The sequence below is a fragment of the Rothia uropygialis genome, assembly GCF_004137765.1.
Taxonomy (GTDB): domain Bacteria; phylum Actinomycetota; class Actinomycetes; order Actinomycetales; family Micrococcaceae; genus Rothia.
Genome location: NZ_NOIS01000003.1, coordinates 398550 through 425111, shown reverse-complemented (window position 1 = coordinate 425111; position 26562 = coordinate 398550). Strand labels below are relative to the sequence as shown.

General features: G+C 59.1%; 25 protein-coding genes. 10 read left to right on the top strand and 15 right to left on the bottom strand.

The features are described 5' to 3' along the window. Nucleotides 1-386 precede the first annotated feature (386 nt). Genes EWV35_RS08655 through EWV35_RS08645 form a run of 3 tightly spaced genes read right to left on the bottom strand, consistent with a single transcriptional unit; the run spans nucleotide 387 to nucleotide 3093 of the window. Complete coding sequence (locus tag EWV35_RS08655) at nucleotides 387-1859, bottom strand: galactokinase (protein ID WP_238654317.1); 1473 nt, start codon at nucleotides 1857-1859, stop codon at nucleotides 387-389. A gap of 41 nt (nucleotides 1860-1900) precedes the next feature. Further along, complete coding sequence (locus EWV35_RS08650) at nucleotides 1901-2509, bottom strand: TetR family transcriptional regulator (protein ID WP_129660619.1); 609 nt, start codon at nucleotides 2507-2509, stop codon at nucleotides 1901-1903. Nucleotides 2510-2553: 44 nt separating this feature from the next. Further along, the gene (locus EWV35_RS08645; protein WP_129660616.1) at nucleotides 2554-3093 is read right to left on the bottom strand and encodes a type 1 glutamine amidotransferase domain-containing protein; all 540 of its coding nucleotides are present in this window, start codon (nucleotides 3091-3093) and stop codon (nucleotides 2554-2556) included. A 164-nt stretch (nucleotides 3094-3257) separates the two neighbouring features. Between EWV35_RS08645 and bioB the strand changes: the two genes are divergently transcribed. From bioB to EWV35_RS08630, 3 genes are all read left to right on the top strand, one after another. After that, nucleotides 3258-4430, top strand: coding sequence for a biotin synthase BioB (gene bioB / locus EWV35_RS08640; protein WP_129660613.1), 1173 nt, complete (start codon nucleotides 3258-3260; stop codon nucleotides 4428-4430). 71 nt (nucleotides 4431-4501) lie between these two features. Continuing rightward, on the top strand, nucleotides 4502-6157 hold the full coding sequence (locus EWV35_RS08635; RefSeq protein WP_129660611.1) for a cation:proton antiporter: 1656 nt from the start codon (nucleotides 4502-4504) through the stop codon (nucleotides 6155-6157). Nucleotides 6158-6206: 49 nt separating this feature from the next. Beyond that, complete coding sequence (locus tag EWV35_RS08630; RefSeq protein ID WP_129660608.1) at nucleotides 6207-6440, top strand: hypothetical protein; 234 nt, start codon at nucleotides 6207-6209, stop codon at nucleotides 6438-6440. Between the two features lie 72 nt (nucleotides 6441-6512). Here EWV35_RS08630 and EWV35_RS08625 read toward each other — a convergent pair whose 3' ends face one another. The 7 genes from EWV35_RS08625 to EWV35_RS08595 all read right to left on the bottom strand — a co-directional run bounded on the left by EWV35_RS08625 (nucleotide 6513) and on the right by EWV35_RS08595 (nucleotide 12968). Further along, nucleotides 6513-6986 carry a MarR family winged helix-turn-helix transcriptional regulator gene (locus tag EWV35_RS08625; RefSeq protein WP_129660605.1) on the bottom strand — a complete coding sequence of 158 codons (474 nt, stop codon included), beginning with the start codon at nucleotides 6984-6986 and terminating at the stop codon, nucleotides 6513-6515. Between the two features lie 206 nt (nucleotides 6987-7192). Continuing rightward, a complete protein-coding gene (locus EWV35_RS08620; protein WP_129660602.1) occupies nucleotides 7193-7855 on the bottom strand; it encodes a response regulator transcription factor in 663 nt (220 codons plus the stop codon). A gap of 99 nt (nucleotides 7856-7954) precedes the next feature. Further along, complete coding sequence (locus tag EWV35_RS08615) at nucleotides 7955-9322, bottom strand: sensor histidine kinase (protein WP_165168466.1); 1368 nt, start codon at nucleotides 9320-9322, stop codon at nucleotides 7955-7957. A gap of 244 nt (nucleotides 9323-9566) precedes the next feature. Next, nucleotides 9567-10430 (bottom strand): alpha/beta hydrolase family esterase, encoded by an 864-nt coding sequence (locus tag EWV35_RS08610; RefSeq protein WP_129660596.1) that lies wholly within the window; start codon nucleotides 10428-10430, stop codon nucleotides 9567-9569. Nucleotides 10431-10572: 142 nt separating this feature from the next. Continuing rightward, entirely contained in the window at nucleotides 10573-10971 is a 399-nt protein-coding gene (locus tag EWV35_RS08605; RefSeq protein ID WP_202976060.1) for a VOC family protein, read from the bottom strand. Nucleotides 10972-11200: 229 nt separating this feature from the next. Next, complete coding sequence (locus EWV35_RS08600) at nucleotides 11201-11875, bottom strand: CE1759 family FMN reductase (RefSeq protein WP_129660593.1); 675 nt, start codon at nucleotides 11873-11875, stop codon at nucleotides 11201-11203. Continuing rightward, nucleotides 11868-12968 carry an LLM class flavin-dependent oxidoreductase gene (locus EWV35_RS08595; RefSeq protein ID WP_129660590.1) on the bottom strand — a complete coding sequence of 367 codons (1101 nt, stop codon included), beginning with the start codon at nucleotides 12966-12968 and terminating at the stop codon, nucleotides 11868-11870. The genes EWV35_RS08600 and EWV35_RS08595 overlap by 8 nt, the downstream gene beginning before the upstream one ends. A gap of 774 nt (nucleotides 12969-13742) precedes the next feature. Between EWV35_RS08595 and EWV35_RS08590 the strand changes: the two genes are divergently transcribed. From EWV35_RS08590 to EWV35_RS08585, 3 genes are all read left to right on the top strand, one after another. Next, complete coding sequence (locus tag EWV35_RS08590; RefSeq protein WP_202976059.1) at nucleotides 13743-14312, top strand: hypothetical protein; 570 nt, start codon at nucleotides 13743-13745, stop codon at nucleotides 14310-14312. An 18-nt stretch (nucleotides 14313-14330) separates the two neighbouring features. Then, nucleotides 14331-14507: a hypothetical protein gene (locus tag EWV35_RS13190; protein ID WP_165168464.1), complete on the top strand. Its 177-nt coding sequence runs from the start codon at nucleotides 14331-14333 to the stop codon at nucleotides 14505-14507. A 560-nt stretch (nucleotides 14508-15067) separates the two neighbouring features. Then, on the top strand, nucleotides 15068-16309 hold the full coding sequence (locus tag EWV35_RS08585; protein ID WP_129660587.1) for an MFS transporter: 1242 nt from the start codon (nucleotides 15068-15070) through the stop codon (nucleotides 16307-16309). Nucleotides 16310-16449: 140 nt separating this feature from the next. Here the strand turns inward: EWV35_RS08585 and EWV35_RS13575 are convergent, their stop codons facing one another. The 5 genes from EWV35_RS13575 to EWV35_RS08560 form a co-directional block, all read right to left on the bottom strand. Beyond that, nucleotides 16450-16560 carry a helix-turn-helix domain-containing protein gene (locus EWV35_RS13575; RefSeq protein ID WP_342210832.1) on the bottom strand — a complete coding sequence of 37 codons (111 nt, stop codon included), beginning with the start codon at nucleotides 16558-16560 and terminating at the stop codon, nucleotides 16450-16452. A gap of 388 nt (nucleotides 16561-16948) precedes the next feature. Beyond that, the gene (locus EWV35_RS08575) at nucleotides 16949-18583 is read right to left on the bottom strand and encodes an OPT/YSL family transporter (protein WP_193554096.1); all 1635 of its coding nucleotides are present in this window, start codon (nucleotides 18581-18583) and stop codon (nucleotides 16949-16951) included. Between the two features lie 23 nt (nucleotides 18584-18606). Continuing rightward, entirely contained in the window at nucleotides 18607-19560 is a 954-nt protein-coding gene (locus EWV35_RS08570; RefSeq protein WP_129660584.1) for a DUF1177 domain-containing protein, read from the bottom strand. Continuing rightward, nucleotides 19557-20270 (bottom strand): dipeptidase PepE, encoded by a 714-nt coding sequence (pepE, locus tag EWV35_RS08565; RefSeq protein WP_202976058.1) that lies wholly within the window; start codon nucleotides 20268-20270, stop codon nucleotides 19557-19559. The genes EWV35_RS08570 and pepE overlap by 4 nt, the downstream gene beginning before the upstream one ends. Before the next feature lie 11 nt (nucleotides 20271-20281). Next, nucleotides 20282-21547 carry an aminotransferase class V-fold PLP-dependent enzyme gene (locus tag EWV35_RS08560; RefSeq protein ID WP_274542953.1) on the bottom strand — a complete coding sequence of 422 codons (1266 nt, stop codon included), beginning with the start codon at nucleotides 21545-21547 and terminating at the stop codon, nucleotides 20282-20284. A gap of 33 nt (nucleotides 21548-21580) precedes the next feature. Here EWV35_RS08560 and EWV35_RS08555 point away from each other — a divergent pair, with 33 nt between their 5' ends. From EWV35_RS08555 to EWV35_RS08540, 4 genes are all read left to right on the top strand, one after another. After that, complete coding sequence (locus tag EWV35_RS08555; RefSeq protein ID WP_129660575.1) at nucleotides 21581-22342, top strand: IclR family transcriptional regulator; 762 nt, start codon at nucleotides 21581-21583, stop codon at nucleotides 22340-22342. Nucleotides 22343-22818: 476 nt separating this feature from the next. Beyond that, complete coding sequence (locus EWV35_RS08550; RefSeq protein ID WP_129660572.1) at nucleotides 22819-24279, top strand: MFS transporter; 1461 nt, start codon at nucleotides 22819-22821, stop codon at nucleotides 24277-24279. Nucleotides 24280-24451: 172 nt separating this feature from the next. After that, nucleotides 24452-24655 (top strand): hypothetical protein, encoded by a 204-nt coding sequence (locus tag EWV35_RS08545; RefSeq protein ID WP_129660569.1) that lies wholly within the window; start codon nucleotides 24452-24454, stop codon nucleotides 24653-24655. 637 nt (nucleotides 24656-25292) lie between these two features. Further along, nucleotides 25293-26558 carry an SLC13 family permease gene (locus tag EWV35_RS08540; protein ID WP_165168462.1) on the top strand — a complete coding sequence of 422 codons (1266 nt, stop codon included), beginning with the start codon at nucleotides 25293-25295 and terminating at the stop codon, nucleotides 26556-26558. Nucleotides 26559-26562: the final 4 nt, after the last annotated feature.

The following is a 26562-nucleotide window of genomic DNA, read 5'->3' as shown; positions in this document are numbered from 1 at the left end:
CCTTTCGCGGTGAGGAATTATGTTGGGCGTGCTCATCCCAACTTGAGCGGCCGGGTCGTTATTCCCTTGCGAGCGGTCGGGCCTTCTGAACGTTTCGAATATCACAAGGATTTGTCGTCCAGGCACCTGCCTCGAGGACTTCGGCATAAAGATTTGATAACGATGTGCGCGCCTTGTTGTGAAACGTACTCGCGAGTGTTTTATTAGTACCTGTCGGTATCGATCGGTGCTGCAGCACATCAGAAATTCCGCCTCATGCGCCTGCAGTGAGGCGGTTTTAAGGGAATGAACCACGTGAGTCAGGCACGGGGGTGGAACGCAAGAAAAGCGTTCCGCCCCCGTCATAAATAACGAATTTTAATTAGATTCTGTTCTTTTTGAGCGTCTTAGATATCGCGGTTAGCCGGGCGTCCCGGGGCCAAGGGAAGGAAAACGGGGACGTCGAAACCTTGTGCTGCGAACGCATCGGCTACGGCCTGTGCAGTCTCCGCAACTGCTTCGCGGGTTGTCAGAGCGAGTACGGCTCCACCGAAACCGCCGCCCACGAGTCGGGCACCCAAAGCACCGTGTTCCAGGCACGTGTCCACGGCGACGTCGAGCTCGGCCCGCGATGCACCGAGATCGTCACGCATCGAGGTATGGGAAGTCGTGAAGAGCCGGCCCAGCTCCTCCCACGTTTCTCGAGAGGTCGGAGTCCGATCCGTGAAAAGCGTGCGAGCACGCTCGACGAGCATCATGTCCGTGAAGACGTGCTTCAACCAACTATGCAGTTTTTCCGTGCCGATCCGTTCTGGGACTCCCGGTAGGTGCGCACAGCGATCTAGGGTCTCGTTGACGGTCAGCTCGCGAGCTCGACGCGCATCGTCGGCGGCGAGGTCGCCAAAGCCGAGCTCCTCCGGCAGGAGATCCCGAAGTTTGTCGACGCCTGCCAACTGCCTGAGCTCCTCGCACACGTCTCTCCGGCTGGAGTATTGACCATCGGCTAGGTCGTGGGGCGCGCGGGTATCGATCACGAGGAATGCCAAGCCGGCCTCGGTCACGTTCACATCGACGGGTTCGATCGAGAAATCCCGGAAATCCACAACCATTGCCTGTCCTGGAAGCGAACGGAGAGACGTCGTCTGATCGAGGCCGCCGGTCACGGCGCCAGCCACTTCGTTTTCGGCCCGCATGCACACCCGCGCCAGCCGTGCCCGGAGGTCGTCGTTGTCGGGGCCGCATCCGCCGACTGGCAACGGTTCCATGGCCGCCTCCGTGCGGAGCGGGCAGGACAGTTCCAGCAGCGCGAGGGCCGTGGAACATTCCAGGGCGGCCGAAGAGGACAGGCCGCCGCCGACCGGAACCGTGGAATCGATGAGCAAGTCCGCTCCGAAATCCGGTGGCAAGGCGATGTCTTGGCCTCCCTCTTGGTTCATGGACCACGCAACGCCACCGACGTATGCGAACCATCCGGAAATCGTTCCGGGAGCGATCTCCGGGACCGGGGATTCAACGGGATTCGACATCTGCCGGGACTCCGCGTGGAGGATGCCGTCCCGTCGAAGTCGTCCCGCGATCAGGGTCCGGTAGGGAAGGGGCGTGGGGAAACACGAGCCGCCATTGAAGTCGACGTACTCCCCAAGGAGATTCAGGCGCCCCGGAGCCGACCAGATGCCATCGGGTTCCGAGCCGTACCTGTCGATGAAGGCCTCGCGCAATGATTCCACCTGCGCAGTGTGGTCCGGCAGGGAGGCCCACTGGGCCACGATCGAGGCCTCGGTCATGGAGTTGTACCTGAATTCTTCTCGTTGGTGGTGTGATTCGGCGCGGAGTCGGATTTCGGACACCGCGAAACAGATCGCGGAACTCGTGGCTCCCAACGCGCCTCATTTATTGTAAAGCGCGGGAGGTTACCCCTCGACTAGGAGGTATGTGATCCTTCCACAATGCCCAGAACGATGGAACTGACTCCGAAATCACATGCTTCGGCATCGTCCGAAGCCATAACGCGGCGACCGCCGGTCGGAGCGGATGGCGAGGCGAGCCGGATTCGGTTGTGTGCCGTCGAGACAAAACCGAGGACCGTGTACAGCACGGAACGGGCTCCCCAATCGGCTCGTCGCTCGGACACACCGCCGAATTCCAGGCAGTTGCGGATCGATACGAACGCAGAAACGGAATCGGGATCGGAGGCTAGGGCGATTCCGATGACGTCTGCGCCGTCCTGATAACGCAGAACGGATTCTCTGACGGCTCGAGCCTGTCCGACAACGGTCTCGATCAGCTCCCGTTCGGTCATCGCCTCGCTCTGCGAAGCTTTGGCGCCGCCCGGGGACAACAAGGGCTCCGGGTCGAGCATTTTGCCTGCCAGCTGCGTGAGCAATTCCTGCTTGTTCTTGACGTGATAGTACAAGGCGCCGGGGGCAACCCCGAGCTCACCAGCTACCCTGCGCATGGACAAGTCACCCAGCCCGTACTCGCTCAAGAGCGACAGGGCTGTTTCCAGGATGAGTTCACGGGTGAGGGCCACGGGAAGAGTCTACCGACTCAATCCCGTCGCCCCGTCCGAGAGGTCTATGAGGAGAGAGCCTCGGAAATTGCCGCGTTGAAAGCGTCGATGTCGCCGGGATTGCGACTCGTGATGAGGTTTCCGTCCACCACGACCTGTGAGTCTTCCCAAAGCGCACCCGCGTTGATCAGATCGGTCTTGGTTGAGACGAACGAGGTGAGCCGGCGTCCACGGGCGAGTTCGGCCTGGGCCAGGATCCACGGAGCGTGGCAGATCGCGGCGACGGTCTTCTCCTGCTCAAAGAAGGCCCGTACGAATTCGGTTGCGCCCTCGGCAATGCGCAAGGTGTCCGAGTTGATGGTGCCGCCAGGCAGAACCAAAGCGTCGAATGCATCTGGTTTGGCCTCGGAGAGAGGCAGGTCCACATCGAAGGAATCTCCGTGGTCCCAGTCTCCATTCATTGCCGTCAGTTTGCCTTCGGCGGGCGAGACGATGACGGTCTGGGCACCTGCGTCGTCGAGAGCCTTGCGCGGACGAGTCAGCTCGACCTCCTCCACGCCGTTGGTCAGGAGAAAAGCGATTTTCTTGCCGGAAAGATCTGCCATGATCTGCACCCTTCTGTGTGATGTTCTTTTCTCAAACCTATTGCGACGCGCTATGGATGGGAATAGATGTGCGCTGAGAGCCAACCCCTGCTTCGCGCGTCAAGTGACCAGTCACAGCCGAGCCCGCACTTGAACACTGTTCAAAAACGGGTTTCAATGCATCCATGCACATTTCATACACGGAACTCGCTCACGAGGTGGCCGCAGGCCACCAGCTCACCCGGGACGAGGCGCTAGCTCTCTTGTCGGCCAGTGACGCCGAGACCTTCGAGATCGTCAACGCCGCATCCATCCTCCGACGCGCGAACTATGGCAACACGGTCAAGGTCAACTACCTGGTCAACCTCAAGTCCGGCCTGTGTCCGGAGGACTGTTCGTATTGTTCCCAGCGTTTGGCATCGGCCGCGGAGATCCTGAAGTACACGTGGATCAAGCCGGAGGAAGCCGTTCGTCAGGCCAGCATGGGCGTGATCGGCGGGGCTTCGCGCGTGTGCATGGTCGCCAGCGGGAAAGGACCCACGGACCGGGATGTCGAACGGGTTTCTCGCATGATCGAAGGCCTCAAAAAAAGCAATCCGGACATCGAGGTCTGCGCGTGTCTCGGAATCCTGAAAGAAGGGCAGGCCGAACGCCTCAAATGTGCCGGCGCGGATGCGTACAACCACAATCTCAATACTTCCGAGGACCACTATGCGGAGATCTGCTCGACACACTCGTATTCCGAGCGAGTTGCCACGGTCGAACAAGCGCATGACGCCGGACTCCAAGCTTGCTCGGGTCTGATCGTCGGGATGGGGGAAAGTCCCGAACAACTGGTCGATGCGGTGTTCTCCCTCGTTGACCTGGACTCCGAGTCGATTCCGATCAACTTCCTCATGCCCTTCGAAGGAACTCCCTTGGAAGGTACCTGGGAACTTACCCCGTTGAAGTGCCTGAGGATCCTCTCGATGGTTCGCTTCGCCGCGCCGGAAAAGGAAATTCGCATGGCCGGTGGCCGCGAAATGCATCTGAGGTCTCTTCAATCCGTGGCCCTCCACGTCGTCAACTCGCTCTTCTTGGGCGATTACCTCACCAGCGAGGGCCAATCGGCTCTGGACGACCTGCGCATGATCCAGGACGCAGGATTTGTAGTACTGGGCGCCGAGGACAGAGACCTCGTTGCGGAACACGAAGCATATCTGGAAGCTCACCAGGTAGACGGCGCGAAGCCGGAAACGCCGGCCGGCACGCCGCCTTGCGGTCAAAGTCCGCGTTGTTCGACCGCCGCAGAAGGTGCGCCGGTTCCGGTCACGATCAGGCGGCGCGGCGTGGGTACTTCGGTCGCCCCAAATGCCTGAATTGGAATAGACGGTCAGTTCACGTCCGAAAAATGTTATCCCTGCCGGGCCCGGTCGGATAAAGTCGAAACGTGGACTTCTTGATCGTCGTCATTGTGATCTTGTTGGCGACCCTCGTCCTCGTGGGGGTCGGCGACAGGTTCAACCTGCCCTGGCCGGTTCTTCTGACTTTGGCGACCGCCGCCATGATTTTCATTCCTGGTGTGCCGAATGTGACCATTCAGCCCGAGCTCATCCTCCCGATATTCTTGCCGCCACTTCTGTGGGCGCTGGGGCAGAGGGCCAGCTGGCAGATGTTCCGGACCAACTGGCGAGCGATCGTGATCTATTCGGTGGTCCTCGTGGCCATCACCATCCTGGCGGTCATGTGGACCTCCATGGTCTTCATCCCCGGAATGACCGTGGCTGCTGCCGTCGCGATCGGTGCGGCCGTAGCCCCTCCGGACCCCGTGGCCGTCGAGGCCGTCGCGGAACCCGTCGGAATACCTCGACGCATCGTTTCGACCCTGCAAACTGAGGGCCTCTTCAACGACGCCGTCTCCTTGGTGGCATTCCAGGCGGCCCTCGCAGCCATTACCGTCAACAGTCATCTGTCCGCACCGGTTCTCCTCCTCGAATTCCTGTATACGGCTTTTGCAGCAGTGGTTATCGGGCTGCTCTTCGGTTGGCTTGGCGGAATCGCGCGGCGTCACCTCAACTCGCACGTCGCGCGATCCGGCCTGACTCTCATTATTCCGTTTGCGGTATATATAGCATCCGAAGAGGTTCGCGCCTCCGGAGTCATTGCCGTGGTCGTTGCCGCCGTCCAAATGTCCAGCACGATGGGCGACTTGGAACCGGAGGATCGACTGACCGGAACGGCGTTCTGGGAAGTCATCGAGATGCTCATCACCGGCGTCGCATTCGGGCTGATCGGATTGCAGGTTCGACAGGTCGTTGAGGACGCAGGAGATCGCATCGGAGAGATGCTTCTCCACGGATGCATCATCGCGGCAGTCGTCATCTTCATTCGCCTCGCCTGGATGAGCATCATTGTCGCTTTCAACCATTCCAAGGCGCACCAACCCATGACGCCGCGGACCATGGGCGAGGCGCTCGTAATGACATGGTCAGGGATGCGAGGTCTTGTCACGTTGGCCCTCGCGCTGTCCCTGCCGGCCGAGGGATTCGGATTCCGTTCCGAAGTTCTGGTGATCGCGACCATGGTCCTGCTCTTCACCATGGTTTTCCCTGGACTGACGCTTCCGTTCCTCGTCAAAATGCTAGGTCTCGATCAAGAGGATCAACAGGATCGACAAGAGCGCGAACTTCTGAAGAGGGCGCAGCACGCTGCGATGGAAGCGGTTGGCCGCTACGCTCAGGACGCCCCACCCGAACTCGTGTCCATGGTCTCGGACCTGTACCGACGAATGGTTCCGAAGAGCCCCCAGGAAGTGGAGAACCAGGAGTTCTACGAGGCACAACTGGCGGAGCGCAACAAACGTCGTAAGCTCTTCGCCAAGATGAGGGACACCGCCCTGAACGCTGCCCAGGACGAAATCATCAGTGCGCGCTCTGATCGCGGAGTGGACCCGGCCACCGTAGACCACGTGCTTCGGAAGCTCGACCAGATGGCCGCCGTTCAGAACCCCGATATGGCAAATCTGCTCCCGGGGCTGCAATCGGGCCTCTCATCTCCACCGGCGGGCAAGCCCCAGAAACCGCCCCGGGCCCCAAAACAGAGCTAGCAACCATGCCTTATACGCGAGTCCAAGACGGACGTGGTGAAATAGGTATATGAACTATCGCGTCTTCCTCACCCCTGCGTACTTGACCTCGTTGCTCGTGCTGTTCGTGGGTGCCATCCTCATCACGGCACACCTGGGAATCCTCGGCTGGATCCTGGTGCTGGCCGGTATCGCTCTCAATGTCGTCGCTTCCATGGTGAGCCACAATCGCGAGGAACTGCGCCGCGCCGAAGAAGCGGGACAGTCCCAACGATCCGGCTCCACAACGTCGCCGAAGCGTTGAGCAGAAAGGACCGTGGCTCGCGATGCGCATCGCGAGCCACGGCCCTTCACTGAGTTTTGTGGCCTGGGTGTCTTAGCCTTGCAGGAGCCGTTGCCGAATTTGAGCGAAAAGCCGCTCGATCAACTCGGCCTCCTCGACACTGACGAGGTCATTGAGGATCTCATTGACGTGCTGTCGATGAGTTTCGCGGGCTTGGAGAAAAACGTCCACGCCGTGGCTGGTCAGCTCCGCGAATGCGGCGCGACCGTCGGTAGAGTCTTCAATGCGACGAAGGACGCCTTTGTCGCACAGAACCCCCACCTGGTAGCTCAAACGTGACGGTGAGAAAACCATGATGTGCGCGATGTCTCCGAGGCGCAATCGGTGGTCCGGGGCGTTGTAGAGGAGCTGGCAGACATCGTAATCGGCCAGCCGGAGCGCTGTGTCCTTGCGCAATAATTGTTCGAGACGATTTGTCAGCATCTGCGACGTCTCAAAGAACTGGCGCCATGAAGCGGCTTTGATCTGTGCATCAGCGTCAACTGGTTCCTGTTGCAGCTCTGTCACTTATTCTCTCCCTTGGTGGTCACTTAGTCCGCGACGGTAGTTCGCCGAATCCTTGGTCCAAGGCGGCGAAAACACCCGTCACAGATTCAAAGGGTACTAGTATTTTGGATCGTCAAATCTTCAACCTAATAGACGGCCTTGTAAAGGCCGTATTGAGAATGGTTCTTCGGAATAAGCTAGGGGACGCGCGGGGCACGCGCCTAGGGTCAGTGGTCCAGGAATGCAAGGACCGCGCGGACGCGTCGATTCCCGGCGTCGCTGTCCAGCCCCAGCTTGTCGAAAATATTGCCGATGTGTTTGGCTACCGTCGCGGAAGAAACGTAGAGCTCCTGCTCGATCTCCGAATTCGCCTTGCCCTGCGCCATCAGCTTGAGGATTTCGAGTTCGCGCGGGGTCAATCGCTCCAAGACCGCTGACCTGTTGTCCGACGCGGCGTTTCCCATGAGGTGCTTGACGACGTCGGGGTCGATGACGGTCCCGCCCCCGGCCACCGTTTCCAGGGCCCGCGCGAAGTCCTCGATTTTGCCGACACGGTCCTTGAGAAGGTAACCCAGGCCGGACGAGTCGTCGGAGAACAACTCCCGTGCATACGCAGAAGCAATGTACTGGGAGAGAACCAGGACGGGGAGCCGGGGATACCGCTCACGGAGGGTGTGCGCGGCCTGTAGACCGTCCGAGGTATTGGTCGGGGGCATGCGCACGTCCGTGACCACGACGTCGACCCCTTCCTGTCCTTGCGCTTGGTCCACGGCGGCCAGAAGCCCAGGTGCATCCCCGACCTCACGCGATACCTCATGACCCAGGCGTTTGAGAACCATCACGAGGCCCTCTCTGAGGAGGGTGGAATCTTCGGCGAGAATGATGCGCACGGGACCCTTTCTGAGAAACGGAATTATGGATCAGGTTATGGAAGTGTCGGTGTCAGATGTCGATGGTGCGTGCTCAGTACGTTCCCGACAGTTCACGGGCTACTCGACGGACAACGAAGGTGAAGTCTGCTTCTCCTCCAAGGGTATCGAGCCGAAGAGGGTCGTGGGCCCGCCAGGGGGAGAAACCAGCCAGACCTTGCCGTTCATGGTTTGAACGCGTTCGTTCAGGCCCGAAACGCCGGTTCCGCCACGAGTATCGGCACCACCCTGGCCGTTATCGGTGATTTCGATATGCAGGACATTGTCCTCTGTATACGCTGTGATCCAAATGGTGCTGGCGGTCGAATGCTTGAGGGTATTGGTCACTGCCTCGCTCGCGATGTAGTACGCGCTGCGTTGGATATCCTGTGGAAGCTGGTCTGCTGCGGTGTAGACCAGCTGGACAGGCAGCATGCAGTTGTTCGCGAGTTCTTCGAGCGCCGCTCGCAGACCGTGGTCTTCGAGAACCGCAGGGTAGATTCCCCGGACCGTATTGCGCAGCGTTTGGAGAGCATGGTCCATCTGTTCTTGAGCGCGGGACACTTCTTGCCGTGCTGCTGCGACGTCGATCCCTTGATTCGCTAGGGCTTGGAGTTCGTATTCGGCCATGCCCAGCCTCAGTGTGAGGTTCACGAGCTCCTGCTGGACTCCATCGTGCAGATCCCTCTCGATACGGCGTCGCTCGGACTCGAAGGAGTCCATGATCCGGGCGCGTGAGGACGTCAACTGTTGAACCTGACGCTCGATCTCCTCCGGACGCGGGCTCAGAAGAGCCTTCGACGCCGAGCCTGTAACGGCGGCCAGCAGCCCGTTGAAATAGGCGAAGACGATGAGCGATGCGAGCGCAACGAGCGGGAACTTCCACCAATCATCTGGGGTGACGTCCCCGTCCGTCATCAGACGGATGAACTTGAACAATCCGGGGAGCTCATTGGCCGGAATGGTTCTGTGGAATTGCCCGGTAAAGATCCACAGAAACCCCATGGTTGCCAGAGTCAGGGTTTCGAGCGCGAGCAGTACCGTATTGACGATTCCGAAGACGCCCGTGACCACGAGAGCAAGGACGTTGCGCCAGGAAGCGGGTTCGCGATACCTGGTCTTGAGCCATACCAAGAAAGGTTTGAGGGGCAGATTGACGTGGGCCGATGGAACGTTCTGAAAACCCATCATCCACAGCCGGCCACGCTCGATGTAACCGAACCACAGGCCTACTACAGGCAGGAAAATGACCCCCAGCAACGGGATCCCGAAGAAAAAGAAGCTCAGCGCATAGTCGTTGCTGGATATGAGGGCCATGACGAGAAATACGGCCAAAAACGCTACGAAAAACATCATCGGTTGGATGACGATGGCGATGAGGGCGACCCAGGGGCCGGCGGATACGAGGTACCAGGGACTCGCCAGCTTGCGCCACATCGAAACGTTCATGGTTCCTCTCATCGATACGCGTAGCGTTTTTCTGCTGGCGACGTTACAGGTTTCCCCATCAACGTGTGGGCCGACCCAGGAAACGAGTGGTTGCCCGGAGAGCAAGGGTGCTGTGGTCGAGACGGACTCGCTCCGCCAGGCGGGAGGAAACCGTTCCTGGATCAGCCGAACGCTATGTCTCCATATTCCATGAGTCAGGGAGGCTGCGTCAGTGGGGAACGGTGTGATTCATGGGTAGAGCAGGCTATACCTCGGACAAACCGAAGAAACCCGTGATCACGTCCGCCGCGGCAAATGCTCGTGTTCCCGGGCCAAGGCTCGCAGGCAGATCGTGGGGAACCGGGACCACATGGCCCATACCGTGCACCGTCCACAGCTGGACCGGTTCCAGACCTTGTCCGGCCCATTCGGTGACGACGACGTCTTCATGCCATTGGGTCTCGGTGGGCGGTGTGTGGATGCCATTGCGTTCTGCAAAATAGCGGGCGGAATCGGGTGCGGAAAGGACCGCTCCCCGAGACTGCTTTCCCCACAGTGACGCTTGTCCACCCTTGTAGGGAGCCAGCTGATCCTCGGTCCCGTGGACTGCGAGAAGGCGTACCGGTCTCGGCAACGTCGGGAGTCTGCCGGCAAGCAGAAAATTGTCAGGGGTCGGCTGTGTCGCCGCGATAATGGCCGCTCCAGCCAGGAGTTTCGGGGCTTCGTGAATCAAACGGATAACCATGTGACCGCCATTCGAGTACCCGACCACGAAGACCTTGGACTCATCGATTCCGTGAGTCCTTCTCAGCCTTTTGATCGTGGCGGCCGTGAAAGCCACATCGTCGATCCCGAGCTCGCGGCATCGGAAGTCCGCGCCCACGCGGGAATCGTTGAAGTGCCGATCGAAGCCATCCACGTAGGCGAGGACGGAACCGGTGCGTGCGGCCGCATCGTCGAAGGTCCCCGCGGTGAATTTTCGGAATACGCGGGAACTCTGCTGAGAACCGTGAAAAAGTATCACGAGCGGAGGGTCCGGGGGGAGATTTTTCGGCACGACCAACGTCAGGGTGCGCTCGCGGCCCTGGACGGTCAGGGAATCCTGGGACGCAATCGGGCAATCGTTCACCCGATCATCCTAGGCACCGAAGCCCAGGGATCGAAGCCCAGGGATCGAAGCCCTGAAATCCCTGAAAGAAACGGTCGCCGGGGCAGAGCGCACATCATGCCGCGCCGTACGGACATTCGATCGCCCGAGGAGACCGAGATGGTTATGGCCGTGTGCCGAAGATTCTGATCTCGATGCCGTCGGGATCGTGGAGGAGCAGCACGTTGCCATTGGGGGTCGATTCGGGAGAGTCGTAACCGAGTCGAACGAGATGCTCTTTCCACGCGGCCAATTCATCATGGTGGGGGACGAACAGCGAAAGGGGATCGAAGCCGTGAATCGCTTCAACAACCTTTGGATTCTGCCGGAGGGCGATGGAGAGGAACGCGTCGCCCTCGGGTGAGGTCAGCGTCCCGGCGACGCCGCGCACCACGCCGTCGTCGTCCTTAAAGTTGTGATTGACCTGTAGGCCGAGCACCGCCTCATACCACCGGCGGCTCTGATCGATGTCGCTGACGGGGATCTTCACATGGTGGATGCCTGACAGGGATGGAATGGCCATGCTCGTTGCTCCTTAGTTTGAGGCGTCATCGGCCGAACGGTTCCGACTCAGAACAGGGGTGAGGGCCTCAGGCCGCATCCTTGCCCTCGTGACCCTCGCGGAACGGTCAGGCTTGGAAGTCGGAGGCCTTCATCTAGAGACTACATAGCCTGGGTCCGACACGACAGGTCGCCGGACCACCCCGTTCCGGGGCGGCGCCGTCATCGAATTCCGTTGAAGCGACGAGGTATCACGCCTCGCCGTTCAACAGCTGGTCGAAAGGCGTGACCTTGAGCGGAGGAAGCCCCCTACCGCCGGCGAGGGACGGCGCCTTCGGCTCGGTTTCCTTCTCCACCGATGGTGCCCTCTCGGCCCGGGTGGCCCCGGATCTCCAGGCGATGCGTTCGGCCAGCTCGAGACCTGCCCGATCGATGCGGTGCTGAAGTGAGGAGTCGGCCCCAAAATCGTCGGTTGCCGCAAATACTCCGGTCGGGACGACGTCGGCGTGCAGGTACGCGAAGAGCGGGCGCAGGGAAGACTCGATCATGAGCGAGTGACGGGCCGTACCGCCGGTAGCGGCGACGATCGTGGGGATTCCCACAAGATCGTCGTCGTCCGTCAGATCCCAGAAGGATTTGAACAGCCCGGTGTATCCGGCCTTGAACGTGGGGGTTACCGCGATGATCGCATCCGCAGAACGTACCGTATCCAGCGCGCTGCCGACTTCGCCCGAAGGAAAGCCCATAGTCATGTAATCGGCGATCCCGTGGGCCAAGCCGCGGAGACTGATGGTCTCGACCTGAGCGGTCAAGCCAGTACCTTCGAGGCGGCTAAGCGCGGAATCCGCGAGGCGTTCGCCCAGAAGCGCCGTCGACGACGGCTCGGACAGTCCCGCAGTGATCACGACGATCTTGGGATTACGCATGGTTTGCTCCTTCCTGAAGCTCCCGAGTCTTAGCGACGCGAGGGTGAACCGGCGCTTCCGGCACCTCGGGGTTGTGCGAGGCCGAGTACTCCTTCCGAAGCTCGGGCAGGACCTGTTCGCCGAACATGTCGAGCTGCTCCAAAACGGTCTTGAGGGGCAGACCCGCGTGGTCCACGAGGAACAGCTGGCGTTGGTATTCGCCCGCATACTCCCGGAATGAAAGGGTCTTTTCAAGGACTTCTTGGGGAGAGCCGACCGTCAACGGGGTTTGATCCGTGAACTCTTCCAACGTGGGGCCGTGCCCGTAGACGGGAGCGTTGTCGAAGTAGGGGCGGAATTCCCGCCATGCGTCCTGGCTCTTCTGCCGCATGAAGAACTGTCCGCCCAAGCCGACGATTGCCTGCTGGGCCTTTCCATGACCGTAGTGTTCGTAGCGCTCGCGGTACAGATTGATCATCTGCTCCGTGTGCTCCTTGTTCCAGAAGATGTTGTTGTGGAAGAAGCCGTCACCGTAATATGCCGCCTGCTCGGCGATCTCGGGGGTGCGGATGGAGCCGTGCCATACGAAGGGCGCGACGCCGTCCAACGGGCGCGGCGTTGAGGTGAAGGACTGTAAAGGCGTCCGGAACTTGCCCTGCCAGTTCACGACGTCCTCATTCCAGAGGCGATGCAGCAGGTTGTAGTTTTCCACCGCAAGATTCACGCCTTGACGAATGTCCTTACCGAACCATGGGTAGACCGGCCCGGTGTTGCCGCGACCGAGCATCAGGTCCACGCGGCCCTCGGCCAGGTGCTGGACGTAGGAGTAGTCCTCCGCCAGACGAACAGGATCCATCGTGGTGATGAGGGTGGTCGAGGTCGACAGAATAATGTTCTTGGTTACGGCCGCGAGGTACGCCATGAGCGTGGGAGGGTTACCCGGAGCCACGAACGGTGGGTTGTGGTGCTGACCCGTCGCGAAAACGTCCAGGCCGATATCGTCGGCCTTCTTGGCGATCTCGACGGTCGCTGTGATGCGTTCATTTTCGGTCGGTGTGGTGCCGTTGGTGGGGTCCTGGGTGACATCCCCAATTGTCATGATTCCGAGCTGCATGGTGACCTCCTGATGGTCTGTCAAAGGCGAATCACCAAGATCAACACGTCGATAGTTCCGCTTATTCCCGGTAAAAATTATTTGAATCGTAAAGCAAGTATGCGGCGGCGAGCTCAAGGTGTTCGGCGGGCGGAGCGGCTTGGCGCCATTCTCGTCATGCTGGTGAAATCCGTTTTGTGGCAGATTCGGAGATGGATCATAGGCCGAGAGGCCCCGGCGGGAGGCCTCTGGGAGGGCACTGGCCTGAAGCAACGATCGACCCTCTCGTTATCGGTGAGCTGGAGGGTGTCTGTTGTCCTATCAATTGCCCCGTGGCCCAGATTAGATCAAACGCATGTTGCCGGTCTGGGCTCCCAACTTCCGGCGTCGAGCCAGAGTGCCAAGACATCCCGCAGCTGGAAGCGGTCTTATGCAACTCCTAAGGCGCTGGCACGGTGGCGCCTCTAGTCTCACACCTTCGGGTCATCTACCCCGGTTGGATGCCGTCTAGCGGGCATGGTGTGATTCAACGAGACAACCTTCCCTGGAGTTGCAATCGGCTGACGGCGATTGACTGGCCACCACCTCGCAGTCGTAATTTCGGTTATGAATGATTCGCGGTCTCGAGGCGGTCTCCGGACTGTCACGATTTAATAACAGTTAACTACTTGAATATATTTTCAGTAACGATTTATACGTCATAGTGGTTATTCCTTGCATCCTCAGTGTTTTCATACGTAACGTGCATCACGTGAGAATGGCCGAACCCCAGCAGGGTAAAACGGAAGGACAGATATGAACACCGCTAAGAAGACCACCGCCGTTGGCACGGGAGCGCTTCTCTCCTTAGGGCTTCTCGGCGGTATCTTAGCTCCCGCTAATGCAGCTGAAGCTCCCTCAGCCCAGACCCAGCAGGCCTCTGAGGTGGATGCTCAGAAGAGCATCAAACAAGTGGATGATTCGAATCTGGCCTTCCGGCTTCCTGATGGAGTAAAGCTTGTAGAGGATGGGTCGGCAGTCGTCGCCAAGGACGGCTCCAAGCAAGCCCTTCCTTCTGAGTCAAAGGACAAGAATGGTAATGGCGTCGCGCTGAAGTACGCCGAGAAAGATGGCGTTGTGTCAGTCAATGTCATCAGTCAGGACGCTGCCAACACGTCGCAGACCAACACGTACCTGGGTAAGGGTGCCAAGTGCGGTCTCGGAACTGGCGGTAGTGCTGGAACTGGAGCTATCGCTGGCGGGGCCGCAGGGGCTACCATCGGTAGCGCTGTTCCTGTCGCAGGAACTGTCACCGGCTGGGCAGTTGGGACTGCCATTGGGGGTGCAGTTAGCGGCGGCGCTGTAGGTGCAGCGACATTCTGCTAATAGAAGGAGTGAAAACCAATGAGTCAGCGCCGCATAGCTCTGTTCGCAACAGTATCCGCGTGGGTAGCCGTAGTGCTCGCTCTTGGCCTGACACTGCTTGCGGGAGGGCCGATGTTCATCCTTCTGGCTTTCACTGCAGTGATAGCTTTGTCAGTCACGTTCTACTGGTCCATGAGGTCTCGGCAACAGAGTTAGATACGGAATAACTTCAGGACAGTGCGCCTCGCCTGCCGCCTCGGACGCGACCAAACTCATGAGCCGAAGAACCCGTATATGTTGTTTTCGGAGTTGTATGACGTCATCGGCTTCAAAGTGGTGACAGGGGAGAGATCAGTTACTGGAATTGAATGACAGTCACGAGCGGAATCGCATACTCCCGCCCGGAAACATCCGTGTAGTCCGTCCACCATGTCCTCCAAAAGTTGCCTAGTGCAGTCGAAACGGGATGGGGCATCACGGAAGAGTGGATGATTGCCCACAGCCGATTTCCTGCAGCACTGGTGTCGGCAAGCTGTCGTCGATGTGGTCCTCCAGGGCCTGGTTGAGAAATCTTTCCGCCCGGTCATCGGAAGAAACCTTCGCTCCGGAGGCGACAAGGGATGCGCTTTCAAGACTAGAGGAGCGCATGACGAGTCACATATAGCAACGGAAAGCTTCACGGTCGACACCCTGACACAGGACGGACTAGCCTAGTCTGCGCGCAATGGGGCGATTGTTATCGAATCGAATCCCCCCTCCACTCAGGAAGGTCAGCCTTGACCACTCTCACCCCCGTCCGTCGAGGCATTGCCCTCGTGGCCATCGCCCTCGGCGGGTTCGGCATCGGAGTCACCGAATTTGCCTCCATGGGTCTCCTTCCTGATATCGCGCGGGACCTCCTGCCGAAATTCAATCAATCCCCCGAAACCGAGATTGCCAAGGCCGGCACGCTCATCACGATGTACGCGCTAGGCGTCGTCGTGGGAGCCCCGACAATCGCAGCCCTCGGCGCCAAAGCCTCGCAAGCGCGATTGGCGTTGTTGCTCTTAAGCTTGTTCATCATCGGGACACTCGCGTCCGCATTCGCCCCGACCTTTGGGTTGCTTTCCGCTTTCCGGTTCATTTCTGCCCTGCCTCACGGTGCGTATTTTGCGGTGGCCTCCCTGCTCGCGGCACGGATCATGGGTCCAGGGAATCAGGGGAAGGGAATTGCCCTGGCTCTTTCCGGACTCACGATCGCGAACGTCGTGGGCGTGCCCCTCGCGACCTGGCTCGGCCAGAACTTCGGGTGGCGTTCGGCCTATCTGATGGTCGCGGCGATATTCGCTCTTGCGCTCGTTCTCGCCTTCTTTTCTCTTCCGCGCTATGCCGGGGATCCCACGCGCACAGCGGGATCTGAGCTCCGCGCTTTCAAGAACATACGCATCTGGATCATGATCGCCGTGGGTTCCATCGGGTTCGGCGGATTTTTTGCGGTGTACTCGTACATCACCGAGGTCTCGACGCAGGTCGCGGGCCTGTCCTCGGCGGTGGTCCCGTGGGTCCTGGCAGTCATGGGCATCGGCATGACAATCGGCAATATGATCGGCGGCTGGGCCAGCGACCGCAATCTCACCAAGACAGTGCTCTTCGGCTTCACCGCGTTCATCATTTCGCTAGTGCTGTACACACTGCTCGCCCCGTCCAAGCCCGGCCTTTTCATTACGGTGTTCCTCATCGGCGTCACGCAGTCGATTCTGATTCCGTCCATCCAGGCGCGTTTGATCCGCATCGCGGGCAAGGCCGCGCTCCTCGGCGCGGCGGTGAACCACTCAGCGTTCAACATCGGCAATGCCCTCGGTGCCGCGCTGGGTGGCGCCTCGATCGCCGCAGGCTTCGGTTACCTCTCACCAGGTTGGATCGGCATAGGACTCGACGTGCTGGGTCTGGTTCTGGCTCTTGTCAGCTTGGGTGTCACGCGCCGGGACAAACGCGCAAGCCGGGACACGGTGGGCATCAGTATCGTGAAAAGACATTAAGGGCTTCGTCGAATAACGTGATGATCCCTTACGTCTGGCGAGTGGTCGCCAGTCATGAATGTGCTGTTCCGTCAAGAACCTCGAACCGTTCGCGATATTCCCGCATGTGAGCCTTGGACTGATCGAACTATCCGTTGTCCTCAGGTAGTCCCCGTGTGACTGGTACCGGGCCGATGAATTGCTCTGTACACCGTGGACCGGGCCGCGCCGAGCCGTTCCGTGATGTCTTCGGTCGTATGCCCCCACCGCAATGCAACGACACCAGATGTTTCTTCTGAGACGGAGAGAATTTCGGCTTGTCGCCCTGCAACCGGCCATTTTCCTTGGCTACGGCCCTTCCTTCACGGGTGCGAATACGGAGCAAATCGGCCTCGAAATCGGCGGCCATCCCCAGTACGCGGAACAGCAACCGGTCGGTCGGACTATATGGGAATTCAAGAACTGCGGGTTTGGCGGTACGACCCACCGGATCCTGTAGCCAGCTAGCGGTGGCACCCATCGCGTGGACGACACCATCTTGAGTGCCCACATGATTCGCGCCATTCTCGGCAGTAACAATGGCTGTACCGGTACGGTGCTACAAAATGATTTTGGTATGAATCCTGACCTTGGAGCCTACATCGCATCGTCGGAGAGGCATCAAATCCGAATGATCTTGCCGAGGTTGAACAGCGAGTCACCAGCAATCAGTCCAGCGCCAACCAGACCGACCTCTCGTTCACCCTCTTCACCGCGCCATTTGGTCCAGAGCTTTCGTCCAAGCAATCCGATGAGGACCAGCCATCCAGCGTTTGGCGAGGCCACCAGCAAACCCGTTGCAAACAATACGCCCAGCTGTCGCTGAGGTCCGCCCACAAGCTGAATGATCGCTCCCGGTATGGCCCACAGGGCCATTGTCTTGCCAATGGACGGGTCACTGACACCAGCTGTGATGGTGTCGGCGAAGACTTGGGAAGTCGGCGGGATGGCGCCGCTGCTCAATAAGTTGTCCCATGAAATTGCAACGATGCCGATGGAGATCAGGATTGCTACCACAGACGCTTGCAGCTGTTGCTTGCGGCCGTCCATTTCGAATGCAGTGTACGGACGATGTTCCCTCCGCAGGATCCATCCGGCCTTGTAGTCATAACCCATATCAGCAAAAGCCGGTCCGGTCGCTGAGCAATAGGCCACCAACAAGACCAGGGGTGCGGCTGGAATGTGAATCAACAGGCCGATAACCAGGAAGATCAGAGTAACCGCAAAGGCCGGGAACCAGCCCGCGTGCATTGCAGCCAAGCCCACGATCAGTTCGTGAATGATCGCGGCCAAACCGGCAAACAGAACCAGACCCAGAATTTCCAACCACGGCAGTCCTTCTAGAACGCCCGCGAAGCCGGTGAGAATCACCGCTCCCGCCACGAATGCCAAGTACCCAAAGCCAAAGGCCCGAGCTAACTGTTGGGGATTAACCGTGTACTTCATGGACGGATCCGCCTTGGCAGCTTTCGATACTACTGCCTCACGCTTTTGCGCCGACTTGCTTCGCGAGCCGAAGATGATCCACAGCACTTGAAACAGAGCGACGATGCCGGCCCCGATCATCAGCCCGTGTGGTATGTACAGCGCCGTCAGGTCCACTTGGAACAGGGCAGGTGCGTACTGGGCAATCAGCAAGCCAATTCCGAACATCGTCAGGGACCACATATTGCCGATAAGGGCCACACCTGCAGCGGACATGGGCAGAGAAAAGAATGACCCTCCGATACCTACCGCGGTGCCAGCGGCGAGGATAAGCGCGCGTCTGCCCCCACGTGAGCCCGCCTTAATGGTCTCGGCCGCCGCGGTTCCTGGCGGCCAGGCGTTGGATGCCGGAAAGAGCTTCGACCCGTAGACCTTGAACAGGACAAAGACATCTACCAGCACACCTATCGAGGCTCCGAGCAGCATGGGCCAAACGAGCTCAGGCATCCCCAGCGCGAATGGAATAGCGATGGGTGCCAAAAGACCGTTTGCTGCCGCGAATGTCGAGGCCGAAACAGCCGATTGCACCAGGTTCTGTCGATTTTCACTGCGGAGCTTGGACAACCCGAAGAAGGAAATCCTGCCCAGCAGCATGGCAATCACTGCGCCGATGATGCTGGTATTTGCGGAGATTCCCAGCGTAGTAATCAGGTTCAACCCTACGATGGCGCCAAGAACACTCAGAATAATGGTGGGTATAAGCACGACGGGCTCGAAGGCTCCGGGGTGCCGCGTTTCGTTGCCTTCCGGGGCAACCTTGTTCTCAACCACGTCGCTCACTCCTGTGTCCGGGGCTATTTCTTGCCTGTGGTTTGGAATTGCTTCAAGGATCCGTACTGCGTTTGCAGTTTTTCGAATTCGGCAAAGTCGAAGAACTCAGCACGGCCCCAGGTGAACTGAACGGCGGTCTCGAGTCCGAATCGAACCGCGTCCAGAATTGCGTCCGGATAGCTTGCGCCCGTCACGCTCCCGGGAACGGCGGCCTTGGCTGTCAGCGCGAGTCCAATGACCGGGGCACCTGTCGCAACATGTGGCTGCATGATCGAGTTGAAGTGGTAGAACCCGTTCTCATAGGGAGTGATGTCCTGGAGCGATACGGGGAAAGTGAATGCGGGTTCTCCCGTCGCGTTCTCCAAGATGCTCACCAGATCGGGTGCGACCGGCAGAATGTAGCCTTGCTTCGCCGTCGCGGAGATGGCAATCCCGCGGTGATTGATGATTTTGTTGCCTTTGGAGGTATCCACGGAAAGGATCGCGTCCATGGTCTTGTCGACCTCGTGATCGTTCATTTTCGCGGAGCTTAGGGGCGAGCCCATGAAATCTACCGGTTTGTGTTCCTTAATCGACACGTGCGTGGCGACGTGGGTGGTGATGATGACGTCACCCTGAAGTATGGCTCCGGCTTCGTGCATGCGAAGGAGCTTCAGCGCAAGCGCCAGGGCGACAATGGATCCGTCGGCGTCGGAGACCATGCCTGTGCGCTCAGGTTGAGCTTGCTGGGCTCCCAAACGACCGATGATACCTAGCGTTCGTTGTTTCCCCCCATGGGTTTTGCCGTTGCTTCCCGGAATAACGACTTTGACGAAGTCGCACTTGAATGGCAGATCCGGATCATCGTAGGGAACGGAATCAACCGTTATGGTGCACCCTTTGGCACCAGCAGAGTCCAAGAGTTTTTTCGCCCCTGCTCCGTTAAGGCTCGGGTCGTCGATGAGGTTGATGACTTCTGAAACTTCTTTGATGCTCATTTCTTCCCCTTGATTTCGCCAAGACTAAACATTTCCCCGACAGCGATCGTTCTGGGCTGGGCGTTGTTGCTGAACACAATCCCCTCACGGTCACCGATAATGGTTCCGGTGTCTTCCTGGACGTGGAGAGCGCAACCTTCATATAGGGCCAGGACCTCCTCGTCACGGTTCAGGGTTACGAACTCGGTCAGCCGTTCTTCACGGCTTTCACCGTTGTGACCGGCCGGTTTGCCGGAAACGAAATGAGGATTGATCTGGAAGGGAACTAAGCCCAGGCCCACGAAGGACGGCGGTTGCACGATCGGCATGTCATTGGACGTTCGGATGCTCGCCGTAGCCACATTCGTCCCCGCGCTCCAACCGACGTATGGGATGCCCTCGTCCATTACCCTGCGTCGGATCGGATCGACGAGACTTTCCTGATAGAGACGATTCAGCAACGCGAAGGTATTACCGCCGGCCACCGCGATTGCTCCCGCTTCAGCTACTGCGCGGAGAGGATCCGGTTCGTGATGGATAGAGCGAATCGTATAGCCAAGCTGTGAGAACGGTTCGGCAGCAAGAGCTTCGTATTCGTCGTAGGTCGGCGTAATCGCCGCATACGGAACATAGAGGACATCCCTTGGTCCGCTGCCCAGCAGGGTTCTTAGCTGACTGGAGGCATGTTCGAGGTAGCCCAAGTCGTCTTTTTTAGAGCTGCTCATCAGCATTGCATTTGCCATCAGTGCATGCCTCGTTCCTTCTCGAGAAATGATTCGATAATCGAGATCATGCGGTCGATCTCTGTCGGGGAATTGAAGTAGTGCAAGGATGCTCGCGCCATCGTCTCGATCCCATAGGCCTTCAGAATCGACGTGGCCATGAAGTGCCCGGACTCGATGATGATGCCCTGTTCTTCCAGGGCTGATACCAGTTCGGCCGGGTCGATTCCAGCAACGTTGAATGGGATGATGCCCAAGCGATGCGCGGAATCCAGGGGGCCATAAACAGATGCCCCGTCGATGGATCGAATTTTTGTCACGGCATATTCGGTCAGTTCCCGCACCTGCGCCTCGATGTCCGCGACACCGATGCTCTCCGCGTAGTCAATGGCCTTTTCAAGGGCCAGGATGACAGGCACGTTGGGGGATCCTGCCTCGAAACGACGAGCAGTGTCCGGGAACCCGATTCCGCCGTCCTCGCCTATTGAGGCGTTCCACCAACCAGCAAGTGCGGGAGAGAGACTCGAAATATGTTCTTGCCTGACGTACAAGATGCCGGACCCTTCAACAGATCGAAGGCCCTTCCTGGTACACGCCGAGAGGAAATCGCAACCGATTTGGTTGATGTCGGTGGGGATCATCCCCAAAGATTGCGCCGCATCCACGTGAGTGAGAATTCCAGCTCTGCGGGCCACCTGACATATTTGCGCAACTGGTTGCACGGCGCCGGTAACGTTGGACAGGAAGACAAAACTTATGAGCCTGGTGCGTTCGGTGATGGCGTGTGCAACCGACTCGGGATCAATCAGACCGTGTTCATCTGCCTTGACGGTAATGATTCGAATGCCGGTTTCCGACTCCAACTGGCGCCAGACGGCAACGTTGCTGAGCATCTCCGTGTCAGGCAGGATCAGTTCATCGCCTGCCTTCCACGCAATTCCTCGGCCGACCAAGGAAATCGATTCCGTACCGTTGCGAGTGAAAGCGATTTCCTCTGGTTCTGCGCCGATAAACTGTGCGGTTTTGCCCCGTATGTCTTCGATCTTTCGGTAAATCTCTGCTCTCAATGACGGCAGGTACGGACCAGAGTCCACCGTCTTGGCAAGGTAGTCAGTCATTGCCTGTACGGCACTTCTGACAGGTGGTGCAGCGGCCGCCGTATCGAAATATGCGTATCGCTTGGTTACTGGGGTCTCATCTCTCACGCGTTGCCACTTCACGGATCCACCTTTATCTGTGGTTCTTGAGTTCTTGAACAAAAGTATGATCTGGGCAACACTAGCCATGCCACAGTTTCCCGGAGAGAGGGATAAGACATCATGGTGGAACGAGTTCACGGAGCCGCCCATGCTTTAGAGGCCTTGCTGGCCTTCGACGCAGAACGCGACAGTCTGGGGGTTTCGGAGCTCGCTAGACGTTTGGGTTGCAGCACATCGACAGCGCAGCGTGCCATTAACACACTGTGTGAGCTCCAATTCCTGCGTCGCGACGACCAGACCAGGCGTTACTACCTGGGAACAGCCGTACTCCAGCTCACCAAGGCCTGGAATCGGGCGAGTTCTCTCAAGAGGTTCGCTGAGCCAATCATCATCGATCTGGCCGCAACCACGGGCTTAGTAGCGACGTTTGCTGTGCCTGATCATGCCCACATGCGCTCCCTCGTTGCTTGCGATGGCAAGGAAGGCGCTCTGCGTGGATATCCGATGGGAGGGGAGTTGTTCCCCGCCCACGCCGGCGCGATTTCTAAGGTCTACTACGCGCAGTTGCCCGAGAAGGCACGGGCTCGGTTTGTCACAGGTCGGCCGATGGCCAAGTTCACCGCCACAACTACAACCGATCCATTACAGCTTGAGCAAGAGTTTCGAAAGATCGTGAAGGCCGGGTATTGCTCGACTCACGGAGAATATGATGAAGCGGTTTCCGCTCTGGCGGTTCCTGTGCTGGTCAAAGACGACCCGCTCGGCGCCATCTCTGTCGCCACGCGAGGCGATCTGGTCGTCGATTCAACACTGATTGCACAGTGCAAGCAGGCCTCCAGCGATCTGCAATCGTTGCTTTCCCTGCAACGTCGCAGACGCTAAACACCACAAGGAACGAACTCGGCTTGGCCTTGCCCGTCGATTATGGACACCGAATTTCGGTAGTGGCAATTGCCGTTGATAGGCAAGTGCCACGATGACAAGTGTGATGAGGAAACGTCGGAGTCCCACCCCGGAGTATCGGTACCGTCGACCTCGCAGGAAGAACAGTCGTGACCTTGGCCTCTCGTGCCTGCACAACCTGACGCGGCGGGTCTGCCATACAATGCTGCATGAGCTGCCGGCGATCCGTCTCAAGACACCGCGGGCGACGGTTCGGGGTCAGCCGGAGGGCGCGTGAGCTGCAGCCTCTGTGACCTGGTCACCGGCTTGACGGCCCGTCGCACCGCGCTCTACTCTGGCCGCATTGGGGTAGAAACCTGCACCACCTTGTCGCCGGAGTGAATTGCACGGCTCGGTGCAGCGAGTACACACGGCGCACCGGCGTCGTCACTCCTTCATCTCATTGAAGGAGTGACATGACTTCGCCCTACCACCTCATCCCGGCCCGTCCGTCGTCAGTGCGCGGATCCTGGTTGCCATTGGCCGGACTGGCCGCCGTGTTCCTGATCGAGATGCTCGACAACTCGATCCTCAATGTTGCGTTGCCGACCATCGGACGGCGCCTTCACGCCTCGGGGGCCGCTCTGGAGTGGATCACGCTGACCTATACCGTGATCTTCGGCGGGCTCATGATCGCACTCGGCGCCCTGGCTGATCGCTTCGGTCGACGCAGGATGATGCTCGTGGGCTTGATCATCCTGGCTGTGGCTAGCCTGTCGACCCTGCTGGTGACGGCGGTGTGGCAGCTTATCGTGATTCGAGCAATCACAGGTATAGCCGCGGCCATGACCGCACCAGGGTCGATGGCTCTGGCTTTCCGCCTGTTCGATGCCGACGAATTGCGCGTCCGAAGCATGAACATCATCTCCACGGTCGGGCTGATCGGCATGGCCATCGGCCCGATTGCCGGCGGTTTCATCCTGGCCCTGGCACCCTGGCAGGCACTCCTGGCGATCAATGCCCCCATCGCCGTTCTCGCCATGATCGGTATCCGCAGCGGCATTCCCGCCGATCGCCCAGACGAGCTTCACCGCGCTCCCATAGACTTCGCCGGCTCCCTGCTAGGCACGGTCACGATCATGGTGGTCCTCCTTGTCCCGACGCTGTTCACCGAAGCCGGCTCCACATCGGTCTGGCCGTGGGCGGCGATTGCTTGTGCCGTGGTTGCGGCAGTGCTGTTCGTCGTACGTGAGCACCGGACCCCTCATCCAGTGATCGATCTCGGGCTGCTCGCCCGACCGCTGGTGGCCAGCGGAGTCCTGTTCAAGGCCGCCGCTTCGTTGGCGACCGGGGCGCTGGGGTACCTGGTGACACTGCACCTGCAGCTGGCATTTGATTGGACCCCCGGACGGGCAGCCCTGGGTATGCTCCCGCAGGTCATCGTGCTCATTGCTGGCGGAGCTCTGGTCGGCCCCCTGATCGCTCGTGCCGGGATGACGAGAGCGGCCTGGTACTCCTCAAGCGTCATAGTCGCAGGACTCGCCGTCTACGGGCTGCTCGGCACACGCGGGTACGCGTGGATCGCCGCCGCACTCGTCTTGGTTGCCACCGGGATGCGTATCGTCGGAGTCGTCGCCGGTACGAACGTTATGCGAGGACTGCCTGAAGATCGCACCACCGTCGGAGCAGCCCTGGCTGATACGGCCGGGCAGGTTGGCGCCTCGATTGGGCTGGCTTTGGCCGGTACTATCCTGACCGCCCTGTTCACCGGCACCTTGGCGGCCGGGAATTGGACTGAGCACCAGTACACCGAGTTCGACACCGCTATCACCGTAGCCGGTATAGCCCTGGCCCTTGTCACGGCACTCATCGTCGCTGCCGGCATCGTCCTCTCCCGTAACCGTGCACAGGACGAGTCATCGCAGGCGCGACAGTGATCCGGCTCATGTGGGCACGTTCCGGTCCTGATATGTCCCCTCGAATCAGCACTTGCGGTCAGTGGCGAGCTGTCTGCCAAAGCAAGAGGGACTGACCATGTGCGACCCTGGGGTAGAAGGTTCCGGTAGTTCCTGCCGCGCGGTCAGTTGCTTCAAGTAGAGAGGAAGCGAGATGTCTGAAAAATACACCGTGGCTGGCTTCATCATCGGTTTGGCAATCTCTGGCGGGGTTTTCATTCTCCTGCTCCCCGGATTGTTCGACCAAGCTTCATCAGGACGAATTTGGCTAGCATGGTTGGTTTTTGGTATCGCCGTCAGTTGCGCCGCAGGGACTCTGCTTGCGCGCCCATCCGGTAACGACTCAGCGAGTCGATGAAGTTCGGTCACCACCAGAGCGTCCTCGGCTCGGCACGCGGCCCAGGTGCGGCACGATTAGATACCGTCTTCCTGTTACGAGCGGTGGACTCCGACAACTTCTAAACGAGAATCCCGCGGCTTTCCGCTGAGACGCCACGACGACTCGGCGTTACCGAGGTATCTCCCAGTACCTTCGGGCGGAAGATCAAGGAAATAGGAGACCGCCCTGCGATCGTCCCGGGACGCGTGAAATTGTCTAACCGCTGGCTTGATGCCAGCCACTACTGATCATCATGCTCCTCGCCTTGGCGCGCTCGCAGGTCTAATAGGCGGCATTTCGACATCATTTCCGGTGCGCGCGGCGATGGGAGCCTCCGTTGCAGGAGTGTTACCGATCTCGCAAACTTTGGTGCTCTGTTCTTCTTCCGGGAAACTCCGCGGACTGAACATAGGCCCACGGCGGCCGAATTAACGCTTTGCTGTGCTGGGGTTGTCTGCTGATACGGTGACCTCTGTGATTCCGATAACCATCGTGTCCCGTCACGGGCTCGGTGTCCGCCGCCGGGCGGCCAATTGACTGAGCTTTCTCCACGTGCGGACCCCTGAATCGGAGCAATCCTCGCCTACTCTGGCACTGATTATTGGAGAGAGATTTTTTGAGCGCACCGCAGACCATATCCCTCATTTTGCTGGTTCTGATCTTGATAGGTGCGGTGTGGAAGAAAATCAACATTGGCACCCTGTCATTGTGCGCTACGTTCATCCTCCTGCTCATCGCTGGCGCTTCGGTCGATGAGGTTTACAGTAGCTTCCCTGCTGACCTGGTGATTCTGATTATCGGCGTATCCCTGATGTTCAGTCACCTGGAGCTCAGCGGGGCTATACGCTGGATTATCAACGGCGTCTTTCGCGTTGTCGGAGACCGTCATGCGTTGATTCCGTGGGTGGGATTCCTCCTCGGCGGTTTCCTCTCGACAGTGGGCATTTTCGGTACGGGCCCGGTGGCGATTCTGGTACCGATCATTGCCTTCATCTCTGTCAAATATCCGGGTACCTATCTCATTAACGCGCTGGGCGTGATCATGGGATCCATCGGATTGGGAATGTCCCCCTTGAATCCCACGGGCGCGACCGTCCATCACTTGGCGACGAAGGCAGGCGCTGATTACCCCGTATGGGCGCTGTGGCTTGTGGCCCTCGTGGTCACTGCCGCCGCTCTGGCGGTGCTGCAGATCGTTTTCGGCATCATGACCAAACGCGGCAAAGCGTTGATTGAACCTCGTGCCTCCCAGGTTGATGAAGGAGCCGAATCCAGTTCAGAAGCCGTCAACACGACCTATGCTGTGGGCTCGATCATCGGACTGTTCCTGTTTGTGCTGTGCGTGATTGCCTTCGGTACCGACGTCGGTCTGACGGCCATGGCGATTACCGCAATTTTGCAGTTGATCTTTCATCCGGCCCAGAAAGACATGCTCAGTCGCGTCCCGTGGGGTGCCACGCTGCTGATCGGTGGGCTTCTGACCTACCTGGGTCTGCTGGAGTCCGTGGGGACGATCGACTCGATTCAGAACTCGATGAACGGGGTCGCTTCAGGTGCGGTCCTCTTGCTTGTCCTGGCCTATCTGACCGCGGTGCTGTGCAATGTGGAATCCTCTGCTCTGGGCGTGTTGAGCCTGACCATGCCGTTGGCCTACGGATTCTTCTCCGATTCGCCTCACATTTTCTGGATCGTGGCGGCGGTTGCCGTCCCCTCAGGCCTGATGGTCATGAATCCGATTCATATTGCCGGAACGTTGGTTGTCGCCAACGCTCAGCAAGACCGACAGAACGACGTGTTTAGGATCTTCCTCTTTACATCCCTGGGCATGACGATAGTGGTTCCCGGGTTGTTGTCCCTTATTCCACTGGCCCTGAGTATTTGAAGGA